The organism is Pedobacter caeni, assembly GCF_900129215.1.
Taxonomy (GTDB): Bacteria; Bacteroidota; Bacteroidia; order Sphingobacteriales; family Sphingobacteriaceae; genus Pedobacter; species Pedobacter caeni.
This window is the reverse complement of record NZ_FQUQ01000005.1, coordinates 372,338-395,600: the sequence shown is the minus strand read 5'-3', so window position 1 is coordinate 395,600 and position 23,263 is coordinate 372,338. Positions and strand designations below refer to the sequence as shown.

General features: G+C 41.6%; 19 protein-coding genes. 8 read left to right on the top strand and 11 right to left on the bottom strand.

Going from position 1 to position 23,263, the window contains the following annotated elements; translation table 11 throughout:
* Positions 1–310 precede the first annotated feature (310 nt).
* The 7 genes from BUC20_RS25570 to BUC20_RS25540 all read right to left on the bottom strand — a co-directional run bounded on the left by BUC20_RS25570 (position 311) and on the right by BUC20_RS25540 (position 9,725).
* Complete coding sequence (locus tag BUC20_RS25570; RefSeq protein ID WP_084529278.1) at positions 311–802, bottom strand: nuclear transport factor 2 family protein; 492 nt, start codon at positions 800–802, stop codon at positions 311–313.
* A gap of 9 nt (positions 803–811) precedes the next feature.
* Positions 812–1,900: a serine hydrolase domain-containing protein gene (locus tag BUC20_RS25565; RefSeq protein WP_084529276.1), complete on the bottom strand. Its 1,089-nt coding sequence runs from the start codon at positions 1,898–1,900 to the stop codon at positions 812–814.
* 1 nt (position 1,901) lies between these two features.
* On the bottom strand, positions 1,902–4,274 hold the full coding sequence (locus tag BUC20_RS25560) for an ABC transporter permease (protein ID WP_073234851.1): 2,373 nt from the start codon (positions 4,272–4,274) through the stop codon (positions 1,902–1,904).
* A 180-nt stretch (positions 4,275–4,454) separates the two neighbouring features.
* Positions 4,455–4,988 (bottom strand): DUF1572 family protein, encoded by a 534-nt coding sequence (locus tag BUC20_RS25555; protein ID WP_073234848.1) that lies wholly within the window; start codon positions 4,986–4,988, stop codon positions 4,455–4,457.
* A 17-nt stretch (positions 4,989–5,005) separates the two neighbouring features.
* Positions 5,006–6,166: an MFS transporter gene (locus BUC20_RS25550; RefSeq protein WP_073234845.1), complete on the bottom strand. Its 1,161-nt coding sequence runs from the start codon at positions 6,164–6,166 to the stop codon at positions 5,006–5,008.
* Positions 6,167–6,215: 49 nt separating this feature from the next.
* A complete protein-coding gene (locus BUC20_RS25545) occupies positions 6,216–7,349 on the bottom strand; it encodes a PepSY-associated TM helix domain-containing protein (protein ID WP_073234842.1) in 1,134 nt (377 codons plus the stop codon).
* A gap of 27 nt (positions 7,350–7,376) precedes the next feature.
* A complete protein-coding gene (locus BUC20_RS25540) occupies positions 7,377–9,725 on the bottom strand; it encodes a TonB-dependent receptor (protein ID WP_073234839.1) in 2,349 nt (782 codons plus the stop codon).
* 181 nt (positions 9,726–9,906) lie between these two features.
* Between BUC20_RS25540 and BUC20_RS25535 the strand changes: the two genes are divergently transcribed.
* Positions 9,907–10,305: a YtxH domain-containing protein gene (locus BUC20_RS25535; protein ID WP_073234836.1), complete on the top strand. Its 399-nt coding sequence runs from the start codon at positions 9,907–9,909 to the stop codon at positions 10,303–10,305.
* A gap of 80 nt (positions 10,306–10,385) precedes the next feature.
* Here the strand turns inward: BUC20_RS25535 and BUC20_RS25530 are convergent, their stop codons facing one another.
* Positions 10,386–11,633: a hypothetical protein gene (locus BUC20_RS25530; protein ID WP_073234833.1), complete on the bottom strand. Its 1,248-nt coding sequence runs from the start codon at positions 11,631–11,633 to the stop codon at positions 10,386–10,388.
* 315 nt (positions 11,634–11,948) lie between these two features.
* Here BUC20_RS25530 and BUC20_RS25525 point away from each other — a divergent pair, with 315 nt between their 5' ends.
* Together BUC20_RS25525 and BUC20_RS25520 are read left to right on the top strand one after the other, a co-directional pair.
* Entirely contained in the window at positions 11,949–12,554 is a 606-nt protein-coding gene (locus BUC20_RS25525; RefSeq protein ID WP_073234830.1) for a Crp/Fnr family transcriptional regulator, read from the top strand.
* A 67-nt stretch (positions 12,555–12,621) separates the two neighbouring features.
* Positions 12,622–13,422: a sterol desaturase family protein gene (locus BUC20_RS25520; RefSeq protein ID WP_073234827.1), complete on the top strand. Its 801-nt coding sequence runs from the start codon at positions 12,622–12,624 to the stop codon at positions 13,420–13,422.
* A gap of 49 nt (positions 13,423–13,471) precedes the next feature.
* Here the strand turns inward: BUC20_RS25520 and BUC20_RS25515 are convergent, their stop codons facing one another.
* On the bottom strand, positions 13,472–13,855 hold the full coding sequence (locus tag BUC20_RS25515) for a hypothetical protein (RefSeq protein WP_073234824.1): 384 nt from the start codon (positions 13,853–13,855) through the stop codon (positions 13,472–13,474).
* A 4-nt stretch (positions 13,856–13,859) separates the two neighbouring features.
* On the bottom strand, positions 13,860–15,014 hold the full coding sequence (locus BUC20_RS25510) for an MFS transporter (RefSeq protein WP_073234821.1): 1,155 nt from the start codon (positions 15,012–15,014) through the stop codon (positions 13,860–13,862).
* Between the two features lie 187 nt (positions 15,015–15,201).
* On the opposite strand from BUC20_RS25510, the gene BUC20_RS25505 reads away from it, so the two are divergent.
* From BUC20_RS25505 to BUC20_RS25485, 5 genes are all read left to right on the top strand, one after another.
* Entirely contained in the window at positions 15,202–17,979 is a 2,778-nt protein-coding gene (locus BUC20_RS25505; protein ID WP_143166917.1) for a TonB-dependent receptor, read from the top strand.
* 9 nt (positions 17,980–17,988) lie between these two features.
* A complete protein-coding gene (locus BUC20_RS25500) occupies positions 17,989–19,311 on the top strand; it encodes a DUF4876 domain-containing protein (protein WP_073234815.1) in 1,323 nt (440 codons plus the stop codon).
* 3 nt (positions 19,312–19,314) lie between these two features.
* Positions 19,315–20,874, top strand: coding sequence for a DUF6850 family outer membrane beta-barrel protein (locus BUC20_RS25495; RefSeq protein ID WP_073234812.1), 1,560 nt, complete (start codon positions 19,315–19,317; stop codon positions 20,872–20,874).
* Between the two features lie 3 nt (positions 20,875–20,877).
* Entirely contained in the window at positions 20,878–22,017 is a 1,140-nt protein-coding gene (locus BUC20_RS25490) for a cytochrome-c peroxidase (protein ID WP_073234809.1), read from the top strand.
* A gap of 127 nt (positions 22,018–22,144) precedes the next feature.
* Positions 22,145–22,810, top strand: coding sequence for a hypothetical protein (locus BUC20_RS25485; RefSeq protein ID WP_073234806.1), 666 nt, complete (start codon positions 22,145–22,147; stop codon positions 22,808–22,810).
* Positions 22,811–22,820: 10 nt separating this feature from the next.
* Here the strand turns inward: BUC20_RS25485 and BUC20_RS25480 are convergent, their stop codons facing one another.
* On the bottom strand, positions 22,821–23,132 hold the full coding sequence (locus BUC20_RS25480) for a hypothetical protein (RefSeq protein ID WP_073234803.1): 312 nt from the start codon (positions 23,130–23,132) through the stop codon (positions 22,821–22,823).
* Positions 23,133–23,263 lie beyond the last annotated feature (131 nt).

The window sequence follows — 23,263 nt, the reverse complement described above, 5'->3', positions numbered from 1 at the left end:
AAACAAAATCACTATATAAAAACAGCTTATTTAAAACACAATTGTCATAAAGAAACAACAGTATGGAGGGAAGATCTCATAAAAAATGCCTGATCGCACTAAGGCAACCAGGCATTTTTTATGGATACTCTCCAGTCTTTTTCGCTAAGGAATTCCCTTAAGAATCCGTCACATCTTTTTTGCGATGATCTGAGTTTATAAAAAGAGTCAGACCAGGATAAAAATCAGGGAAATGAGCAGAACCCCAGCCACTGCCCGAGGAGCAGTAAACGACATGCATCAGGAACAATTAGCCGATGAAAGATAAAACCTAATGATCATAACTGATCACTCTTGTCATTTTCCAGGATCCATCTTTAAGTTCCCAAACCTGAACGAACTTAAAGATCCCCACCTCTTCTTTTCCATTTTCCACATGAGTAAACTGATGTACCCCTACTTCTATCGCACCAAAATCTTTAAGTGGATAAACTTCCGGCTTTCCAATCAATGTCCTTTTCAAGGGGGAAGCGGCATTACTGGCAAACATGTTTTTAAAACTTTCCATCGTTTGCTGGTAATTGGTCACCCTGTTGCCATCGTTGTAAAATTCTACGTTTTCTGCGAAAACAGTTCCCAGAGTTTTCAAATCCTGCGAGTTAAATGCATCAAAGCAAACACTGTCCATATGTACAATTGTCTGATACAGTTTATGATCTTTAATCACATAGGGTTTCCCTTGCGCTTTTAGTGATGAACTGAAAAGCAAAGTACCGAAAAACAAGGTTGTCGATACGATGAAATGAAGAGGTGTTATTTTCATATACGTTATTTATGGTCGTTTTTTCATTTCTATGTCTATAATTTCCTGTCCTTTTTCCTTCAGGTATTCCCTGATGATTCCGGGGTATGATTTTGTACCGTTATCCGAATTTGTAAAAAAGAGCAGGCCATCTTTCGATTTAGGGAAGATAATTGCAAGTGCCCTTGCCCCAGGATCGGATCCTCCATGAGAGACACCATTTATCCCTGTGCTCAATTGGTCGTATACCACCCAGCCCAGGCTCATCTGACACCCGTTTTTCACTTTCACCTGAGGCGTAACCATCTGGTCGAACACTTTAGCCGGCAACAATTCCCCCTTCATTAAGGAAGTTAAGAAAATCGCATAATCTTTTATAGTTACCGTCATCAGATCAGCTGCATTTGCCTCTTTATTCTTATTGATGCTCAACTCTTTCCCATTTTCATCGTGTGGTACAGCAAATCTGGACTCATCAATGTCTCCATTCCAGGAAAGATGGCTGTCCGTCATCCCCAGGGGCTTAAAGATCAGCGAATCCACCAGTTTTTCAAAGGGCAATTTAAGCTTACTTTCCAATGCCCGCCTCAGGTATTCCATCCCCTCTCCTGAGTATTGATATTTCGTACCCGGTTCAAATTCAAAAGCGAGTTTTCCTGATTTATTGTTGAAACGCCAATTGGGAAATCCGGTCTGATGACTTAGAATATGCCTTGTCGTGAGGCGTTTACTTTTAGGGTCATCTTTTACATCCGGATCTGTCCAATACTTGTAAAGCGGTTCATCAAGATCCCATTTGCCCTGATCTACCAGTTTTAAAGTCAGCACTGCCGTCACTGTCTTTGTAATAGAAGCTACATTATAGATGGCATTGTAAGGTGCCGGAACTCCTTTTTTTAGTTCACCATAGACATTGATCTCTTTCAAGACCCCATCTCTGATCACACCGATCGCTACACCGGGGATTTTATTCGCTTTCAGCCAGGAGGTAACCGCAGCCCTATTCTCCTGAACAGGAATGTCTGCAGCATCTTTTTCGGTTTGACCCTGACCAAAGCCCATGGCCGGACACAGTAAGCTCATCAGCAAACCGCAGCACATCAATTTAAGTAAGTTCATTTTATTCTGTTTTAAGGCATTTGATTGGATCTACATTTGCGGCTTTTATGGATTGTATGGCTACAGTAAGCCAGGAGATCAGTAATGCCAGCAGGCCGGCAGCAACAAAATACCAGATTTGTAATTCTATTCTGTAGGCAAAAGTATTGAGCCAGTATTTGGTCATGATATAACTCAGGGGAAGCGCAATAACAATTGCTGCAATCACCGGCCGGGTAAAATCCTTTGATAAAATCATAACGATATTCAACTCTGAAGCACCCAGCACCTTTCTGATTCCGATTTCTTTAATCCTTCTTTCGGCAGTAAAAGCAGCCAGTCCGAATAAACCCAGACAGGAAATGATCACTGCCAACGCTGAGAAATACCTGGATAAGACGGCTACCCTATTCTCAGATACATACTGTGCCTGAAAATCCTGATCCAGAAATTTATAATCCATAACGAAGCCCGGGTTGAAACTCTTGTAGAATTTCTGAAGGTCTGCTACTGTTTGTTTTTCTGTTCCCGCTTTGATCTTGATCATGATCCGGGTTAAGTTATCAGGCTCAAACCTAAAAAACATAGGTTTCACTTCCGTATGAAGAGATTCAAAATTAAAGTCTTTCAGCACCCCGATAATCTGGTAATCTTTGCCCCATAAACCAAAAACTTTACCTACCGGATTTTTTAGTCCGGTTATCTTTATCCCTGCCTCATTGATCAGAATTTTAGAACTATCTGATCCATATTGATCTGAAAAGCTACGACCGGCGGCCATGGTCATCCCCAGTGTTTCCACCAAACCGCATCCAATGCTTCCCTTTTGAAATTTCACCAATTCTTTGGGGTTGCGGCCCTCCCAGTTGAAATCACCGGTGGTTGAACTCAGGTCGCCCAGCAGGTTCCTGTCCATTCCTGCAGCATTCAACACACCAGGAACCTTTTTAACCTCTGATAAAAAAGCATTTACATTTCCTTTTAACCGGCCTTCAGTCTCAAAATACAACACATTGTCCTTTTTAAAGCCCGGACTTTTGGTCTGTACATATTCTATTTGTTTATAGATCACAAAAACGGATACCATTAAAATGACAGAAAGGGTAAACTGAAACACAACCAGACCTCTTCTCGTCCATAGTTCGCTCATAGTCGAGGCCAGTTTTCCTTTTAACGCTGCTGCCGGATTAAAACCCGAAAGATACAACGCAGGGTAACTACCTGAAAGCAAACCTGTAAACAAAATTATTCCCAAAAGCGTCAGTACCATATTCCCATTAAAATTCAGTGATAAATGTTTATCTGTGATCAGGTTAAACTGAGGAAGAAACAATTCGACACCTAACAATGCAAGGAACAGGGCTAAAAATGTCAGCATCAGGGATTCCGACAGGTATTGCAGGATCAATGACTTCCTGCTGGCACCCATTACTTTTTTTATCCCCACTTCCTTCATTCTTCTGGAGGCTTTGGCAGTAGATAAATTCATAAAATTGATACAGGCAATCACCAGGATAAAGACGGCGATCAGTGAAAACAAGCGCACATAATCGATTCGGCCTCCGGTCATCACTCCGTTTTCATATTTACCATACAGATAGCCATCCGCATAAGGCCTGATAAACAATTCCCGGTAAGGATGGCCTTTTCCAGCCATATAACCTTTGATTTTTGCACCAAACTGCTCAGGATCCGCCCCATCTTTTAAAACAACAAAAGTATTCGGGCCACGATTTCCCCATTTCAGGTAATAGGAAGCTTTAAACAAAATTTCCGTGGTTACAAGAAAGTCAAAATGATCTGAGGAATTATCCGGAGCATTTTTAAAAACACCGGAGATCAGCACATGATTTTCGCCTTTCAGCTCTGAGTTTATCCAGGCCATTTCCTTTCCAACCACATCGGTTGTGTGGAATAATTTCTTTGCCAGTTCTTCTGAAATCACAATATTATTGTTCCCCTTCAGGGCCTGATCTATATTTCCAGAGATCAGTGGATAAGAAAACACCTTAAAAAAGTCTTTTCCTGCGAATTTTCCCGCGGCTTTTATCGGCCTGCCATTTCTTGTATATACTTTACTCTCTTCCAGCCAATAGGTCGGTGAAGTGGTCACCGCCACTGCTACCTCCGGCATTTCTTTTACAAATGACTCAGCAAGCAAGCCTGCGGTGCCATCACCGGTACTGATTCCTATACTGGTCTTTTCATTTTCCATCACCTGAAAAAGCCTGCTGTTATAGGCATGGAACTTATCCATTTTCAGTTCATCTGTTACCCAGAGGTAAATCATCAGGGCACAGCAAAGACCCGCAGAAAGGCCAAACAGATTGATTAAAAACGAACTCTTATATCTTTTGAAATTCCGGTAAATCAGTAACAGGTGATGTTGAAACATAATAGTGGTTCTTTTTATCCTTCAATGCCAATCTACATGCCACAGCTAAAAACCGCTATGCAAGTATGGAAAAGCAGCATTTAAAATCATTATGTTCATATTCGGACAGTACTGCTGTACAAATTCGGACATGATCTATCCTACTCCTCAGTCGTGATGATCTTCCCTGCTCTCAGGTCCTTATCTTGTTTTACTTTGATTTTCCTTGAGCTGGTTAAAAGCAGCTGAGCCTCCTCTCGGGATGGACAGGGAAGTCCAGTTTTCCGAGCAAAGCATTTTACCTATAAATACAATTTGTCCGATATGATAAGGGTAATGCGCCAATTGTCTGTTGACTGCTTCCGTTACCGAATGTTTCTCATGACGGATCAAAATTTCCCTGGCAAGGTCTGTTTCTTTTAAATCATAAATCACGTTTAGAAAACATTCCCATCCTGCCTCCCAGCTGCGCAACAGTTCTGCTCTTGATTGCAGATCGTTATCAAATTCCGATTCCCTGTTCCGGTTTTCCTTCTCCCCGTCTGTGGTAAAGAAATCGGTCCATCTGGAGATCATATTTCCCGACAGGTGTTTCACAATCGTCGCAATGCTATTGCTTTGCTCATCATATTTCCAGAACAATTGTTCATCAGAAAGCTGGGCAAAAGTCTTCTCACCTAATCCTTTATAATACTCCAGCTGCTGTTTTACACTTTCAAGATAGTCCTTAGCCATCTGATAAAATTATAGAATTATTTAGCCAAAACCATCTTTTTATTTCTGCTGATCAGCATCCATGCAAAAAGTGCACCCGTTAAGGCCATTACTGTTCCTACCCATACCGGGGAGGTATAATCATACCCCGCAGCAAGTGGCAGCCCTCCCAGAAAGGCACCCAGTGCATTTCCGATATTGAAACTCGCCTGACTGACCGAAGCGGCAATCATTTCAGAGCCTTTAGCTGTATTGATCATCAGCATTTGTATCGGTGCAGCCAATGCAAAGGCAACTGCGCCGGTAATAAAGGTCATCACCAAAGAAAGGATCTGATTTTCAGAAATATAATGGACGATAAACAGGGTGATGGCCATGGCGATCAACAGGGAAACAGAAGCTTTTGCCGGAGAAAAACGGTCTGCAAGTTTCCCACCGATAAAGTTTCCTACCAACATACCCAAACCTGCAAGCACGAGTATATAGGTGATAGAATCCGGAGCAAAGCCAGAAACATCAGTGAGCAATGGGGCAATATAACTATACCAGGAGAATAAACCTCCGGTACCGATAGCGATCATCAGAATGATGATCCAGGCTTCAGGAAGCTTGAAAAAAGCAAGTTCTTTCTTTAAATCCCGGTCTTTGGTAGCCGGAAGATTAGGCATCCATAGCTTAAGACTTAAAAGCGTGATTAAGCCAACGATCACAATGATCACAAAGGTATATCTCCAGGAGTAATGATGTCCGATATAGGTTCCCAGAGGGACACCGATTACATTGGCAATCGTTAATCCGGCAAACATCAGCGATACTGCCTGCGCTTCTTTTCCTTTTCCTGCAATGCGGCTGGCCACAACAGAGCCTACCCCAAAAAAGGCACCATGCGGAAGTCCGGCCAGAAAACGGGCGGCGAGCATGATCGTATAATCCGGAGAAAAAGCAGAAAGGGCATTAAATGCCGTAAACATCACCATTAAGGCCAGAAGAATCTTTTTCGGAGGATAGCTTCCGGCAATGGCAACCAGGACCGGAGCGCCTACCACTACGCCCAAAGCATATGAGGAGATCAGGTGTCCGGCCTGAGGGATAGTGATGCGCAGGTCTTTGGCAATATCCGGTAACAGGCCCATCATTACAAATTCTGTAATGCCAATTCCCAATCCGCCAAGGGTTAAGGTGAGTAAACTTTTCTTCATAATCCGCTAATAGTTAGTGTAAAAAATACACCGCGCAAATTTAGCAAAATTAAACAGGTAAGTTCGTCGTACTTAGGTCATATCGAAACCTCGTACCCGCTGGTTTCTTTTTCTTTTTTCTTTTCTTCCACCAGATAACAGCTCCGGTTACCGGAAGGCTTGCAGAGATCAGACTGGCAAAACAAGCGATGATTTTGCCAAACCAGCCAAAGAGCTGCCCGGTATGCAGGTCGTAGTTTGTGGCTTCATATAAATCCGCCTTATTAAAATCTTTATACAACTTCGAGCGAAGCAGTTGTCCCGTTGCTTCATCAAAAAAGAAAGTGTTCTGATTTCTTGCCCAGCGATACGGAGAAAGTGTTCTTAAGCGCAGCTCCCCATTTTTTCTGATAGATATGGAGGTTGAAGCAGCCTCCGGGTACTGTTGCAGGATGGATTTGTAGATCGTGTTATAGCGAACGGCCAATGGCTCATGATTTGCTTTTCCTGCAATCACAGTCACCTTCTTTCCCTCTCCAAGCTTGCTGCCTGTAAAAAAGCTGACTCCGGTTTTCACCTCCTTAAAGGCGAAATACAATCCGGTTAAAGAAACCACGATTAAAATCCCTGAAGCATAAAAGCCAAGCACATTGTGAAGGTCGTAGTTTACCCTTTTAAAAGAAGCGTTCCATTTTATACTGAGCGACTGCCTCAGCAAACGCATCTGGTTGGGAAACCAAAGCACCAGGCCTGTCGCCAGCATCAACACAAAGATCACTACAGACCAACGTTGAATGAATTTTCCTGTTTCTCCCATCAGCAAGGTCATGTGAATGTCCAGAACGACACTTAGCCAGTCGGCACCTCCTTTATTCACCAATTGCCCGTCGTAAGGGTTAAAATAATAGTTTTTTTTCTTTTTGCTGGTGATCGATACGGTTGCATTGGGCTCAGATTCCCTGATCCTGATCAGGCCAATTTTATCTTTAGGCGAAAGCGTTTCGAAGTTCCTGATGATCTGATCAAGTCCCACAAATGACTTTTCCTGAACCGGAACATACAGGTATTCCTTTTGAGTCAGGTCCCGTATTTCTTCTTCAAACACATACAGGCATCCGGTCACACTAACCACAAACACCACCAGCCCGGTACCTAAACCGAGCCAGAGGTGTATTTGCCTTATTGCGTTTTTAAATCGTTTCATATCTTAAAAAGGATCATCTGAGCGCAGTTAAAACGCATATCCTACAGCAAGGTTAAACCTTCTTCCGTTTCCTCTTACATAGTTGATCCCACTTCCATAAAACTGAGATATCGCCGGATAATAGTTTTTGTTCAATAGGTTTTCTATGCCAAGGTTGAAGTTCAAGGCCTGATTCACTTTGTAAGCAGCGGCGAAATTAAACAGGTCATATGCTTTTACCGGACCTTCTCCGATTAAATACGTTCCGTCCCCCTTGCCTTTAAAATGATCTCTGCTACCAACGCGCATCCAGTTCAGGTCTAAATTCAGGTTTTTAATTCCGGAATACTTTAGGTAAACTGTGGTTTTTGAAGGAGGAATCCTGGTGGTGTTCAGGTAAACATCTGTTGGGCCATCAAATTTACCATCATCATCCACATCACCTTTACCTTCCACCTGTGCGTAGTTACCACCAATCAATAAACCATCGATAACCGGATAATCTGCCTGAATTTCAAATCCATATACCCTTTCCGGAATGCGTTGAGAAATATACCTTCCATCTATCTCCAGCAGGTTTGCTCCTAATTTTGAGGTACTTAAATAATATGCAGCACTTAAGTTTAATTTCCCCAGGGTGCTACTGAAACCAGCCTCATAATTATTAACAATGATCGGTTTGGTTTCCAGTTGTGCTAAAGTATTAGCCTGAGCCACCCTAAGCACTCTTCCTACTTCAAACACAGAGAAAGACTGGGCATAACTGATAAAAGGATTGAATACTTTCCAGGCAGAATACCTTGCTCCGGCATTAAATACAAAATCATTGTAATTTAAGGTTCCACCTTTTACAGCAATATTTCCTTTTCCTTTTGAGTCAAGCAGGGTGGTAAAATCATCCACCTTGATGTTCATATTTTCCGACCTTAAGCCGGCTTTAATCGTCAGGTCCCTAAGGATATTGGCACTTGCCTGAACATAAGGAGCAACATTCCACATGTTCATTGTTGGAACCCAGACCCTGCCATCTACCAGGTTCTGTGCGGTTTTATCATTCAAAAGGTCCAGTCCATAATTTACCTGCATCAATACATCCTCATTAAGGGAAAATGGCGTATTTAAATTCAGGCGTGCTCCTTTTTTAGTGGATAAAAGTGCGGATTGTCCGCCTCCTGCAAAGGAAGCACTATTGGAATAAATGGTATAAAAGTCCTGGTAATACACATTCGCTGTAAGATCTGTATTCCCTATAATTTTCTGATTGGTATACTGAAGGTTTGCATTATGGTTGAAACGTGTTCCTTCATCCACCCCTGGCCTTTCTCCCCTGACACCAATTGCCGGTGAAACGTTATAAACTCCTGCTTTAGTCACATAACGGGAATCCTGTCTGGAACTGAAATAGTTGTACATCAGGTCCAGTCGTTGTTTTTCAGTAATATCGTATCCCAATTTTACATATCCATTGTAAGATTTGGTTTCTCCAAGGCCGTATTCAGGAGAGATGACCACTCCTTTGGCATCACGGTATACACCTGTCTTTTCGTACATTCCACTCAGCAGGTAATCGAACTTTTTCAGTTTACCATAAAACTGTTGTGTTGCACGGTAGCCAATGGTGCTGTCGCCTTTTGTATTACCGCTAAGGCCGATTTGTGAATATCCACCAAATGTTTTTCCGGAATTTCCCTTTTTAGTGATGTAATTGATCAGTCCACCTTCAGCGCCATTGCCATAAATAGCTGTTGCACCTTTGATCACTTCTACACGCTCAATCACAGAAGGGTCAATACTGCGGATATCCCTTCCTCCTGCCCTTAACGGAGTAGATTGCGGGATTCCATCAATCAGAACGAGCACATTTCTGCCACGCAGGGTTTGTCCGGAGTTTCCGGTTTGGTTGGTGGCCATCCCCAGTCCGGGTACACTATACGATAAAATATTCGCCAGGTTAGGACTGATAATGGATTGTGTACTGATGTCTTTTGCGGTCAGGATGGTCACTGATGAAGGGGTTTGTGAGAGTGATTCAGCCCTTCTGCTTGCAGAAACCACCACTTCAGAAAGATCTGCCTGTTGTTCTTTTAAAACGACATTAACTTCTGTGGTTCCTCCGGCAGCAATTGACACTTCCTTTTGTTGTTTCTCATACCCCGTCATAGAGATACTCAGGGTATAATTTCCTGCCGGAATTCCGGCTAATGTGAACTTACCGTTTTTATCTGAACTGGTTTTGAGGTTCAGCTTTTTGATGCTGATGTTGGAGAAAGGTATATTTTGATTTAATGAATCTGTAACTATTCCGGAAATTGTTCCTTTGCCGGTTTGGGCAAACAGGTTCCAGGGTAAAACGCACGCAAAAAATGCGACAAATAAAAGTAAAGGTTTAAGCTTCATGTATGGAGGTTTTGAGCGGCAAATATAGATTAATTTAGATTAATTACAAACAAGACAACCAGAGTTAGAGACCAGGCGCATGCTGAAATCTCATTTTTTTTCAAACACTTTGAAAAGTCAGGTGTTGCTATACCATAGGGGTAACCACCCAAATGCATGACATCTACAAAAACATAATCCTATGAAATACAATAATTTTCGAAAAGCAGTCTCTAGTTTAACCTCTCAAAGATCAGATTCCAGTCTGCCTGTAGTAGCCCTTTTAACCGGACTTGCAGTGGGTGCCGTGATTGGCGTTTTGTTTGCCCCGGAAAGAGGTGCCGACATCAGGACGAAGATTTCGGATAAGGCGAAAGACCTCAGCGATGCTGCCAAAGACAAGTTGCAAGCCGTAAAGAACAAGTTTCATTCGGAAGGTCATGAATTGGCTGACCTGAAAGATGAGGTTGTAGATAAGGTGAAGTCAAAAGCCAGAGCAGCAGAAGAGCTGAAAGATGAAGTGATTGAGGATGCCAAATCAAAAGCTAAAGACCTTGCAGACGACGTTAAGGCCGCTGCAAATGAAGTAAAAAACAGCTAGTATCAGTTATACTCAAATTTATCAGGTACCGTTTTGGATTTGATGTCGCAAAAACGACGCATCAAATCCAAAACGGTATTTTAGTGTTGTATAGCAGTTAACACCCCATTGTCAAAATACAAATATCTGCCACTGCCATACACCCATTGTTCATGAGTCGACCTCCTGACAATAGTCTTATTGATGTTTTCCGGACTTCCCCATGATTCGATACACATCTGTTTGGTCATTCCAACTACCACCTCGCCCTCAGAAATATACTTGCCAATTTTCGCACCATATTTTTTAGCGGCCGCATTTCTGATCTTCAATTTTTCGGCCTGATATTTCCGTACGCTCTCCTGGTCTTCCTTCTCTTTCTTCAAAAACTCCTTTTCCGGAATAAACTTATCATAATCGAATCCGAGAAATTTCATTTTAATCTCCTTAGTACCATTTTTAAAATAATAATAAGGCTCCAAAAATGGATACCCACCCGTATCTGAAAAACTAAGATCAGTACATATCCATTTCTCGTTCCACTTAATTTCGATTAGTTCCCCGGTATTCAGATCGGAAAACTTTTCGTAGATTCCATTTGCAACGAATTTTTTATTCACATGCATATTTTTATGCTTTACAAAATAAGCAACCAAAGAAAATCGCGGATCCTGCTTACGATAACTATCAGAAGAATCAAACCAGTAAACGACATCCTTATTCAGGTCATTCTGAAGTGTGTATCTGACCTTAGCAGTTGGTAGATCCACAGATGAAGTAGTACTTTCTAAACTCATAAATTCATACCCAAATCTCGTCGCAATTTGAATGTCTAAAATCGTAAAATACTTCCCTTCTACTGAATCAGGTGAGGTGTCAATTCTTCCAGAAATCTTACCATCAAGTTCGCTTGATTTTTCAAAATAAAACTTAGGACAATAAACATCTGTTTCCTCTACTTCTATTTCATTGTATTCCTTTTTTAATCGTTCCAGGTTTTCCGAAGTATAATTACTCGTGTTACGGTATGATATCAAGCTGTCAAAGGGGATTTTTTTTCCTTCTTTTTTTATCACTCCTGGTTTTAACGCATATAAACGATAATACACAGGCGTCGTTGGATAATCTTTTTTGTATTTCCGCGAACCCGGAATAAAAAACACTTTCTGACCAATAAATTGTTTATAATCCATCGCTTTTTTCTGCAAGCCGAAATTCGTGAGGCTGTCGAACGCAGGCGTTTCCAGTTCATCTGTGTGGTCTATAGCCGAAGTTCTAATGGTGATCTGACTAAAGGCCCCTAAACTTGTTAAAAGAATGGTTAAAAGCGGTAATGTAATTTTTTTCATATTTATCTACGGTATTTGAAACTGATCATATCCCGACCTGTTTTACGGTATTCGCTATTAATTCCCTTCTCGGAAAATTAATTATCCAAAAAAACAACAGCAATAAGATTGATTATTAATTGAGCTTTTAAAGCTACAATAAATAAGTATCGGTTATTGCAACTCAGGTTATCATTTCACAAAAGTACAGGCATGTTTCTCAAATAACAGGTTTGTACTTCACAATTGGAACACCTGAAGCCTGCTCTTCATTACAATTCACAATCTTAAAAAGAGTTTTGTATACTTGCTCAATTTCTATGGCAATAGAAAATTATGAAGCAAGCCATGTTAGATTCCAATAAAATCAGCTATTACCTTCAACTGTTTAAAGAACTTGACCTGGAAGACCTCTTCCGTCTTTTCAGTGTTGCCAGGGAGAAGAAACTGAGCATTGGCGAAGTCTATATCCCGGTAAATGCCAATACGCGGAAGTTAACTTACATCAAAGAAGGCCTCATCCGGGCTTTTCATTTGAAAGAAAATGGAGAAGAAGTTACCGTTCTGTTGAGATGGGAGGATCAGTTCTTTGCCAGTTATGATACCATTCTGTTCGACAAGCCCTCCCGTTTCAGTTACCATGCCATGGAAGATACCATTCTTCTGGAAGCCGATTATGATGTGTTCATGGAGGTCCTGAACAAAGACCCTAAATTCTCAAAAGCAAAAGACTTTTTCCTGTTGAACATGCTGGGTGATTCCATGATGAGCCTGGAATCCTTTATTTTGCTGAACCCGGAAGAGCGTTATTTAAAATTACTGCAGGAAAAACCGAACATCATCCAGCGGGTTCCTAATAAATACCTTGCAACTTTACTTGGGATCACTCCTGTTTCTCTGAGCAGAATCCGCAAAAGAATTTCTTCCGGACCAAAGCGTTAATTATCTTTTGTTAATCTGTACAGCCCTGGCCCCTGCCTAATTTTGATGTTCATTAAAACACAAAATTATGGAACAGGCAATTTCAATCGGCTCACAAATTTTCAGCATTTCTATCCTGCGCTATTTCCTCATTGCAGGAATCCCTTTCCTTTTATTTTACCGGTTCTTCAGCACAAAACTTAAAAACTTAAAAATCCAGCACAAATCAGCCAGTTCAAAGGATTTCATCCGGGAGATCCTGCATTCTGTACAGTCTACTGCGATTATGGCTGTTATCGCTTATCTGGTGATCTACACTCCCTTCCGGAACTATACCCTGATTTACACCAATATCGGGGAATACAGCTGGTGGTGGATCCCTTTAAGTGCAGTGATAGGTCTGGTCATTCATGACACCTATTTTTACTGGATGCACCGCTTATTACACCATCCGAAATTATTCCGCCATACCCACTTACTCCACCATAAATCAACGAATCCCTCCCCCTGGACCTCTTATTCTTTTCATTTTACAGAAGGAGTTGCGGAAACAGGCATCCTGGTATTATTAGTATTTATATTACCGCTACATCCTTTGGCCATCGCTTTATTCACGATCTCCGGTTTTATCATCAATGTATACGGGCATCTGGGATATGAAGTTGCACCGAAATGGTTCAGACACTCTCCGCTTTTCGAATTGCTGAACACCTCAGTACACCATAACATCCACCATAGTAAATTTAAAGGAAATTATGGTTTGTACTTCCGTTTTTGGGACAGACTAATGAACACAGAGCACCCTGATTATGTAAAATCTTATGATGAAATTCAGGAACGAAGGTTTGGAACAGAAAGTCGCCAGACAAGGGAGGAGCTCAGTCCCTAGCCGGACAATCATCCAGAGGAGGTTTACTATTCTTCCCCGAAAACTCTTATCAGTTTTTTATAACCTTTTCCAGGTAGTGGTTATGGTCTCTGTCCAGCCAGATAATGGGTCTTCCAAAAGAAAGTCTGGTTACCGGGCTGTTAAAACCTCCTTTTCCATATTCATCATGATAGGAAAGTTCCAGCCTGGTCCCGGCCCCTGTATAGAAAATTTTATAAGTTCCCTTTCCCCAGAATCTACTGGTAAATTGATTGTTGTCAAATAACCTCAGGGTGTCCTGTTCGTACGGAATTTCGGGAACGACTGGTTTATAATCGTAATTTCTATTTACATACTCCCCTACAATCATGCTCTTTAAAAAGAAATTGTTATAAAGAAAGGAGGCAAACCATAAAGAACATACTACAATAATTATGACCTTGATATCTTTCATGTCGTTAATCGTTAACCTGACCGATCATCTTTTGGTGGTTAAAAAACAACCTCGTGATCGGGATCAACAATAAGCCACATAGTGCAAAAATGATGAAGGAAACCCTCAGGTTAAACGCATGCGCGAGGTAACCAATCAGCGGTGGCCCCAGAAGCATCCCGGTAATGGAATAAGTGGCGATGATAGAAATCGCCATTCCCGGGGAGTATTTTTTTGAGGCACCAGCCAAAGCATAAGACATAGGAACGATTGATGCGGTCCCGAATCCTACCAGTGAAAACCCGGCCATCGCTGTCCAGAAGGTAGGAAAGATAATGGCCAGACTGATTCCACCAATGATAAAAACAGCGCTCATGATATAGGTTTTAGGCATCCCAAACCTCGAAATGATAAGGTCTGACAGAAATCTGGAAGCTGCCATAAAGGTCATAAAGATCAGGTATCCATAAGTAAAGATCTCTACTTTGACGATTTCCTGGAAATAGATCCCGCTCCAGTCGAACATCCCCCCTTCGCAGATTGCACATAGGAAAACTACGATCCCGAGGTAAAAGATATAAGGGTCAGGCTTGCTAAGGATCAGTTTATTTCCTGTTTTTGAACGGTCGCCACCCAGTAGAAACTGATAAGAGTATGCCGTAACCATCAGCATAATACCCGCAACAATGGAGAAATGGAGCTGAATAGATACGTTTAAGCTCAGCAAAAGCGTAGAAAGCAAGATCCCGGCAATCCCGCCAATACTCCAGTAACCATGAAAAGATCCGATAATCTTCTTGTCAAATTGCTTCTGAAGGGTCAGTGCCTGGGTATTTACAGAGATATTAAATATCCTTGTGGTAAATGCAAACAGGATCACCGCCACCACCAGGCTGAATACGCTATGTGAAAAACCAATCAAAGCAAGGGCAAGGGCATTTAAAGCATAACCACCAGCCAATGGCACTTTACTATTGAAACGGGAAATTAACCATCCTGAAATGGGAAGACCGATTAATGATCCGATAGGCAGAGCCAGTAAGATGCTGCCCAACTCCGCTTCATTAAAGCCGAATGTCGTTTTGATTGTCGGAATCCGCGATGCCCAGGTGGCAAAGCTGAAACCAGAAATGAAAAAGAACAGACTTAAAAAGAAACGGTGTTTTTGTTTGGATATCATTGTTATTCAATTATCCGGACAAATTTAGCAATTCATTTTGTTCCATGCCCCCCTATTCCTGATAATGAACAATATTTTACAGCGAGCTGAGTTTTATAAAGAGAGTGTTACATAGAATTATTCTAAATAACTTGGATAGCTAGTGTAAAATTTACACTTTTGCAGCGGGGATTAGAATCAGTCTAAATTGAAATTACTATACATTACACTTCTAATGGTGGCTACAACAGCCACCTATGCGCAAAATAGCGCCATCATAACGGGGAAAGTTTATGATGAACAGCAGAAAGCAATCGAGCTGGTGAATATTAAACTGGTAGAAACCAATCAATATTCCATCACAAAAAGTGATGGCCGTTTTTCGATAGTTACTTCCGGAAATCAGGAGCAGGAAATTACCCTGGAGTTTTCCTATATCGGATTTAAGAGACTAACAAGAGTGGTTAAAGTAAGTACTTCAAAAATCGACCTTGGTATCATTACTTTAAAAATTCTGGACCTTAGTCTTAAAGAAATCTCGATCAGCGCCAAAAGGGATTATCAGGGAACCAGCAATTCATCGTTTATCATTGACCGCGACATGATCGAGCAGATCCCGGCTTTGAGTGTAAATGACTTGCTGAACCAAATTCCAAACCGCACCATTAGCCCCCCATCACTGCAAAATGTGCAGAATCTGACCTTAAGGTCTACCTTCCCTTCAACAATTAAAAGTGATCCTTTTGAACTTAATAATTCCTTTGGTATAGCGATCATCATGGATGGACAGGCGATCAGTAACAATGCAAATATGCAGAGTTACAACCCTGGCATCTCCGGATTGTCTGGCTCCCATATCTACAGTCCTTCCAGTTATGGCCTGGTTGGAGGCAGAAACAGATCGTATTCCGGAGATTATACCTTTGGGGGAACAGATCTCAGACAAATCCCGGCAGATAATATTGAAAGTATAGAAGTAATTGCCGGAGTTCCTTCAGCAAAATACGGAGATCTATCCGATGGTGCAATTATCATCGAAAGACAAGCAGGGAAGTCAGCAGGTTATCTCCGTATGCAGGTCAGGGACAATGCCACCTCCTACGGCCTGTCCAAAGGCTTTAAACTGGGGGAGAAATCAGGTGCGCTGAATATTGGTGTAAATTATGTGAACTCCTATGCAGATAACAGAGAAAAACTTAAAGCTTACCGGAGAATCAATACCAATGCCATGTGGACGAATTCATTTGGACTTGAAAACCAGTTTAAGAACACTTTCAGCATAGATTACGGACAAAACCTTGACGGAATAAAATTTGACCCTGACAATCCTAAAAGCACAAAAACACGATTCGACAGCTGGAACTTTGGAATTGGAAACAGGTTCAACTATCGGTTAAAAGGTAATTTCCTGAAAAATATCAGCCTGAATGTAAAATATAATGAGGGCCATCAGCAGACTTACAGAGAAGAAAATGTCAATAAATCTTATGTGGCTTATTCCGATGCCACCACGACCGGAATCACAGAAGGGATTTTCGATACGGGTATTTATAACTCCGTTTATCAGGTAGACGGAAGACCTGTCAGCCTTTCCACGAGGCTTGATTTCAATTCAGAATTCAATACCGGAAAGCTGATTCATTATTTATCTTTTGGCGCGAATTACAACTACAGCATAAATAAAGGAGAAGGACAACTATCGGATCCCAACAAACCAAGATCAGTACTTGGGTCAGGCTCCCCCTCAAGTATCAGCACAGGAAGATTTGGATCAGACAGGTACTATGATTTCAATCTTGCAGTAGCTCAGCAGGATGTAGGTGCTTACCTGGAAGACCTGTTTAAATTAAAAGTTCTAAACAGAGAACTCAATGTCCGTGCAGGTGTTCGCTTAGATGTTCAGAATGGGTATACGTCTGTGGCTCCGAGGGCAAATATCAATTACAAAATCAATGACAAGCTAAAAGTGGGCTTTGCCTATGGCATCGGGTTTAAGTCACCGGGCCTTGCACAGCGCTATCCAGGACCCACCTTTATGGAAATCCCCATGGTACTCAGTTACAATGGAAATGTTAAGGAAAGCATGTACCTACTCTATGTGGAACGATACGACCCAACCAACAAAAACCTTAAATCCTCACAAAGTCAGACTTTTGAACTGACTACTCAGGTTAAAATCAGCGATTTCAACTTATCGGTTACAGCTTTCCATAAAGATTCTAAAAACGGGATCAGCACTATAAACAATTTAAAAAACATCACTCTGCCGGTATATACGGCCACATTCAATCCCGGAGAAAAACCAACACTTACTGCTGATGGATTCAGAAAATACCAACTGAACTATTATACCTTCAGTAACAGCCTGAGCTCTACAAATACCGGACTGGAGCTGATGCTCAGCACTCCGGCGATTGAAGCAATTGCGACCTCCTTTAACATCAGCGGAGGGATTTTCAGAACAAATTCCAGTACCACCGAAGCTGCCCTAAGACCTATAGCTGCAGGGAACAACACGGGTCCAGATTACCCGAAAACCGGTATTTATGAGCCCAATAACCGGACCTCTTACCTGAGTAACGGCCGGATTACCGCTACCACCCACATCCCAAAAATCAGTCTTATTGCACAGTTTACAGCTGATTTCAGGCTGATGCAAAAAACAAAAAACAGGGCCAGTGCAGGGATCCCATTAGGTTATTACACCAATGATCTGGAATATGTGAGCATTCCAAATTTCGATGTCAATCATCCTTATTACAACGAGCTTTTTGTTCCCAAATCGGCTTTTCAGGAGGATGATCTTCCGCGAATACTTCCCAACTATCACCTAAGTCTGAGTAAGGAGATCAAAAAACGTTTCAAATTCTCTTTTAATGTCTATAACGTATTCAACTATCAACCCAGCTATACAAATGCAGGGGGCACCTTTATTTCACCAAATCCCAGCCCAACTTTTGGTGCTGAATTATCATTAAAACTTTAATATATTTTTATGAAAAAACTACTATTTACCCTTTGCCTATCCAGCATTCTGCTGGCTTGTAAAAAAGATAAAACCCCGGGTATTAAACCAATCGACCTTGGAATCAGCGTTTCATACGATATCAGCTCGGGCTATACCCTGCCCTTAACCAATGTTAAAGTAAAGATCACCAACATTCAGACCAAAGCCACGCAGGAACGTCAGGTTACAACGGATGGAAAAGTAACCTTTAGCGAAATCGCACTTGGCTCCTATGATATTGATGCAACAGTCAGCATTCCGGCAGATGAATATTCGAGAATCACCGGAATCCCAACCGAAGATGCCGTAACATTCAACGCATCTGAAAAGGGAAGGGTGATCAGTTCGGATTTCAACGGAAGTCTGGAGCTAAAGCTAATTGCAGGAAAATCCGGCGACTGGATCATCAAACAGATCTATTATACCGGCTCCAATACTACTGATGGCGCAGGATTCAGAGATCAGTTCATTGAATTCTACAACAATACCGATGCAGTGCTTTATGCAGACAGTTTATATTTTGGACAGGTCTTTGGCAGAGTGAGTAACACCGTCAATTCCATTCATTATCTACCAGGTGGACAACTGGACTGGTCTAAATCACCAGGCATGCCAGCTAACGTTAATGCAAACAAGGATTACGTCTATGTAAAAACCTTATTAATGATTCCCGGTTCCGGCAAACAATATCCGGTGCAACCAGGGGAAAGTATTGTCCTGGCTCAAACAGCATTAAACCATAAATCTCCTTTTACCGGAAATAACGGAAAGGTTTATTCAGTTAAAAAGCCTGAATTAACCATAGACCTGAGCAAAGCTGATTTTGAAACCTACTATGGAAATTTACCCGGCGAAACTCCTTATCCTTCCGATATAGATAATCCTCTGGTACCCAACGTGGAAGTCCTTTCCTATGTAGGAGGCGACCTGATCCTGGACAATAAAGGCCGCGACAGTTATGTTATTTTTAAAGTTGACGGAACTCAGAAGGTAAAAGACTGGCCATCATACAATGAGCCAACGATAGCAGCCCCCAAACCAACGGCTAGAAAATACTATCAGATTCCCTTAAAATACGTGATAGATGGGGTAGAAATTCAATCTAACATTTCAGCTGACCGCTTTCCTAAAAAGCTACCTGCCCATATTGATGCAGGGTTAACTTTTCCACCAAACGGAGAATACTCTTCTCAATCGGTCATCAGAAAAACACAAAAAACAGTCAATGGCAGAAGAATACTGAAAGACACCAATAACTCTTCAGAAGACTTCGATTATCTTGATAGAGCCCTGCCTAAAGGCTTCAAATAAGCAATGAAAAAGATACAGCTCCTAATTTTAATCTTACAGGTATCTGTCTTTTGTGTTCAGGCACAAAAGACAGATACCACTGGTATAATCAGTCTGAAGAACAGAATATTTGCAGCAGACTCCGCATCCTTTGCCCAATATCAGTTTAAGAGAGGAAAAGCATTCTTCAGTGCTTCGATGCCTGATGGATTTAACACGATCAGCATTGGTCACCAATTTTCGAAAGGGGGCTACATCCCTCTTCAATCCGGCAGTAAAATCAAAGATACTTACCTGGCCACAGAGGGAAAATCAACACTGGCTGACATCGCCTTATGGGGTGCTTTCTCTTATCACAAAATAGTAGAAGACAGCACCAGATGGGCCCATCAGACCAGAAACAATCCGAGTAGTCCTTATTATTATGGATCCGCAGCCAACGTAAACTACCAGCGGGTGATCTATCAGTTAAGCGCAACTGCAGAAAGAAATATGCTGGCGAAAAACCTACCCCTTGCCATTGGGGTTGATTATAGAATCGGCGACCATTATTCGACAAATGACCCAAGAGGCACTCTGAAGGATTACCAGCTAAATTTGCAGGGTAGCATCGGATATCAGCTTTCTGAAAATCTGAAAGCCGGACTTGGAATCAGGTATGGATATGGAGAGGAAAATACAAATGTCTCTTATAAAAACCCCGACAAGATTTCCAACCTGGATTACATTGACTTCATCACCCATGTCATCAATGGATACAACACAGAATCAGAAAAGGCTACAGGCAAAGATTTCCGAAATGACATGTCAAGATATGGCTTTGATGCTTACCTTAGTTATGGAAGTGAAAAATTCGGAAACCTGGCATTCAATGCCTCATATCTGGAAGAAAAACAAAAATTCATAAATAGACTCGTCGACTCCAATAATGGAGGGAAGATTAACGATTATACACTTACTACTTATAATTTCGACCTGATCTGGCAAAAGAAAATACAAAACAACAATCTGGTGATCAGCCTGAACTACCTGAATATGGACGGAACTGATTTTAAATATCCGGCTAAGGCGAATAATTACCTCTATAATCAGAACCAATGGAGTGCAAAGGCTTTTCTGAGTACTTCAGGAAGTACCAGCTACAATTATGTCCTTGGGCTGGCCAAAGATGGAGAAGAACGTCAGGACGGATCAACCGGAAGCATCCTTGGCTATAACCGCCTGAAAGTAAATGCGGGAATTGGTTTCAGCAAACAACTTAAAGGAAACCAAAGCTGGGGAATACATGCCAACGGTATTTATTCCATGAACTTAAATGATCAGTTTGTGGTTCCAAAGGCAAATGAAACCGTATTCACCAGAATGGTGGTGTATAACGACTACCTGTACCATACCTCTTCCTTTTTTGGCGGTTCATTAGCTGCAGATTACAATTTCCCAACCTACAAAAAGATCCAGACCGGCATCAGACTTGGATTCAGTTATATGGATGCCCTTAAATTTAAAACCCTGGACCGAGTGGTTATTTCAAGTCCCGGCAACAACAGATTTTCTACCAGTCTATCTTTAAATCTTTACTTTTAGTCCATGAAAAAGGTGTTTTCTATCCTTAGCGGATCGCTGTTTATCTTGTTATTTCTGTCCTTCAGGTCGTATGAATTTCTTCCTGATGACGAAATTCCAATAGACTCTTTACGTAAGGTCTATTCTAAATCTCCGGATCAATGGCCAAAACCCAATATCGATTCGGGGGTTAACTTCCTGGAATTAGGAGTCCTTCCCCCATCCCCTCTTGAAGGACAAAAAGGAAAGCTGAAAGGCATCATCTCATTGGGCAAAACCTTGTTCTTTGATCCCCGTCTTTCCGGTTCCAATCAGATTTCCTGCTCCAGCTGCCACGCATCAGACTTAAACTGGGCGGATGGCCGTGAGGTTGCCATTGGTCATGATCACGCCGCAGGAAAGAGAAATACCCCTACCCTGGAGAACGTATGGTCCTTTAAGAAGCTTTTCTGGGACGGCCGGGCAGAGGGATTGGAAGACCAGGCTGCAAATCCGATTACCAATCCAATAGAAATGCATCAGGATTTAAAAAAACTGCCTTCCAAACTGCAAAAGATCAAAGGTTATCAACCCCTGTTCAGTGCAGCTTTCGGGGATAAAAAAGTGACAGAGGAAAGAATACTTTCTGCCCTTGCCACCTATCAGCGAACAATTGTAAGCAGAAAATCAGATTTCGACTACTTCCTGGAAGGGAATAAAAAAAGAATGACCGATCAGCAGATCCTGGGTTTACATTTGTTCCGCACAAAGGCACGCTGTGTCAATTGTCATAATGGTCCTTTATTTACAGATGGTGACTTTCACAATCTGGGCCTCACCTACTACGGCCGTAAATATGAAGACCTCGGGTTGTATAACATTACCAAAAAACCGGAGGATGTAGGAAAGTTCAGAACCCCGGGACTACGCAATGTGATGCGGACAGGCCCATGGTTTCACAATGGCTTGTTCGATAACATGGATGGTGTCATGAACATGTACAACGCCGGCATGCCTCATCAAAAACGCAGACCCGGACAGGAAAATGATCCGCTATATCCTAAGAATGACAAACTCCTCCGTGGTTTAATGCTAAGCAAAATGGAAAGAGATGCAATCATTTCCTTTATGGAAGCAATCTCCGGAGCATCATGGAAAGAACGTTCGCCTGAATTGCCAAAGTAATATAGAATTGCTCCCGCAGAAAAAAACCGATCACTCACGAAAAACAATCCAAACGAGGCAATTGTCAAATGAATTGCTCAATTATAGCAGGAGATGTTAAGTTTGCAACAGATCAAAACCACATCAAATGAAATACCTCTTCATCTGCCTGCTATTTTTTTGTGTAAAAGGCCATGCACAGGAACTTAAAGATTTTCATCCTCCTGCAGGTTTTAAGGAAGTGCTGAAAACTGAAGGAGACCTGGATAAGGATGGCATCAATGAAATCGTCTACATCTATAACACCACCCGAAAAAGTGGTGAAGATGGTTTCTACAGGGTCCTTTACATCTGCAAAAGAGAAAATGGAAAGATCAGACTCTGGAAAGAGAATCATTCTGTGGTCTGGGAATACGAGCGCTATGGCCGGATTTTCGAAGAAATACCAGACCTGAACATGAACATCAAAAATAATACCCTGATCATCGAACAGGTTTTCAATTCCAACTCCAGACATTCTCATAAATATAAAAGCATTTTGCGTTACCAAAAAGGAGACTGGTACCTGATCGGCTCCACTTACAATGATTATGACACCTGCGCTTTTGATTTTGAGTATGACATCAATTTCTCCACCAGCAAAGTAAGTGTTGCTTATACCTATGGGGATTGTGATGATGGCAGCCCCGCTCCTCCTAAAGATGAGTACCTGAGTTTCAGCTATCCTTTTAAAAAACTCCTCAAAATGGACGAATATAATCCGGGAAGAAATGAACATAAAATCCCGGGGAAGACCAGGTCTTTTTATTACTGACCCTGTCCTCTTATAAATTGAAGGCTATAAAGATTGATATTAAAGAAACTATGGAGCCTATGATCAGCAAGACTAAAGCCATAGTAGCATGATTTGGATGCTGTTTCCTGATGAACTTATCCCGCTCCCAGTAAACGAAAGCACAATAACTCAGACAAAAAATTGTGGTCAATTGAATAAACAGGTCTAATTCAGCTACAAAGGAAAACTGATCTTCTCTGATGCTTTTTGGCAATAGATATACCGCGCACATATAAAAAGCCAGGATGGCAAAAAACAAAACAAGTATTCTGGTCAGAAAATATAGCGTAGCAGTTTTCATATTTATTTTTCTAAAATAGCCCTTCTTTATTAAAGCCCAGCGACTTTTCTATATTTTAGCAAATACTTTAACTTTTTTTAACATAAACCGGCATAATTAACCAAAACTGGTCCGGTTTTTTCTCTTTTTAA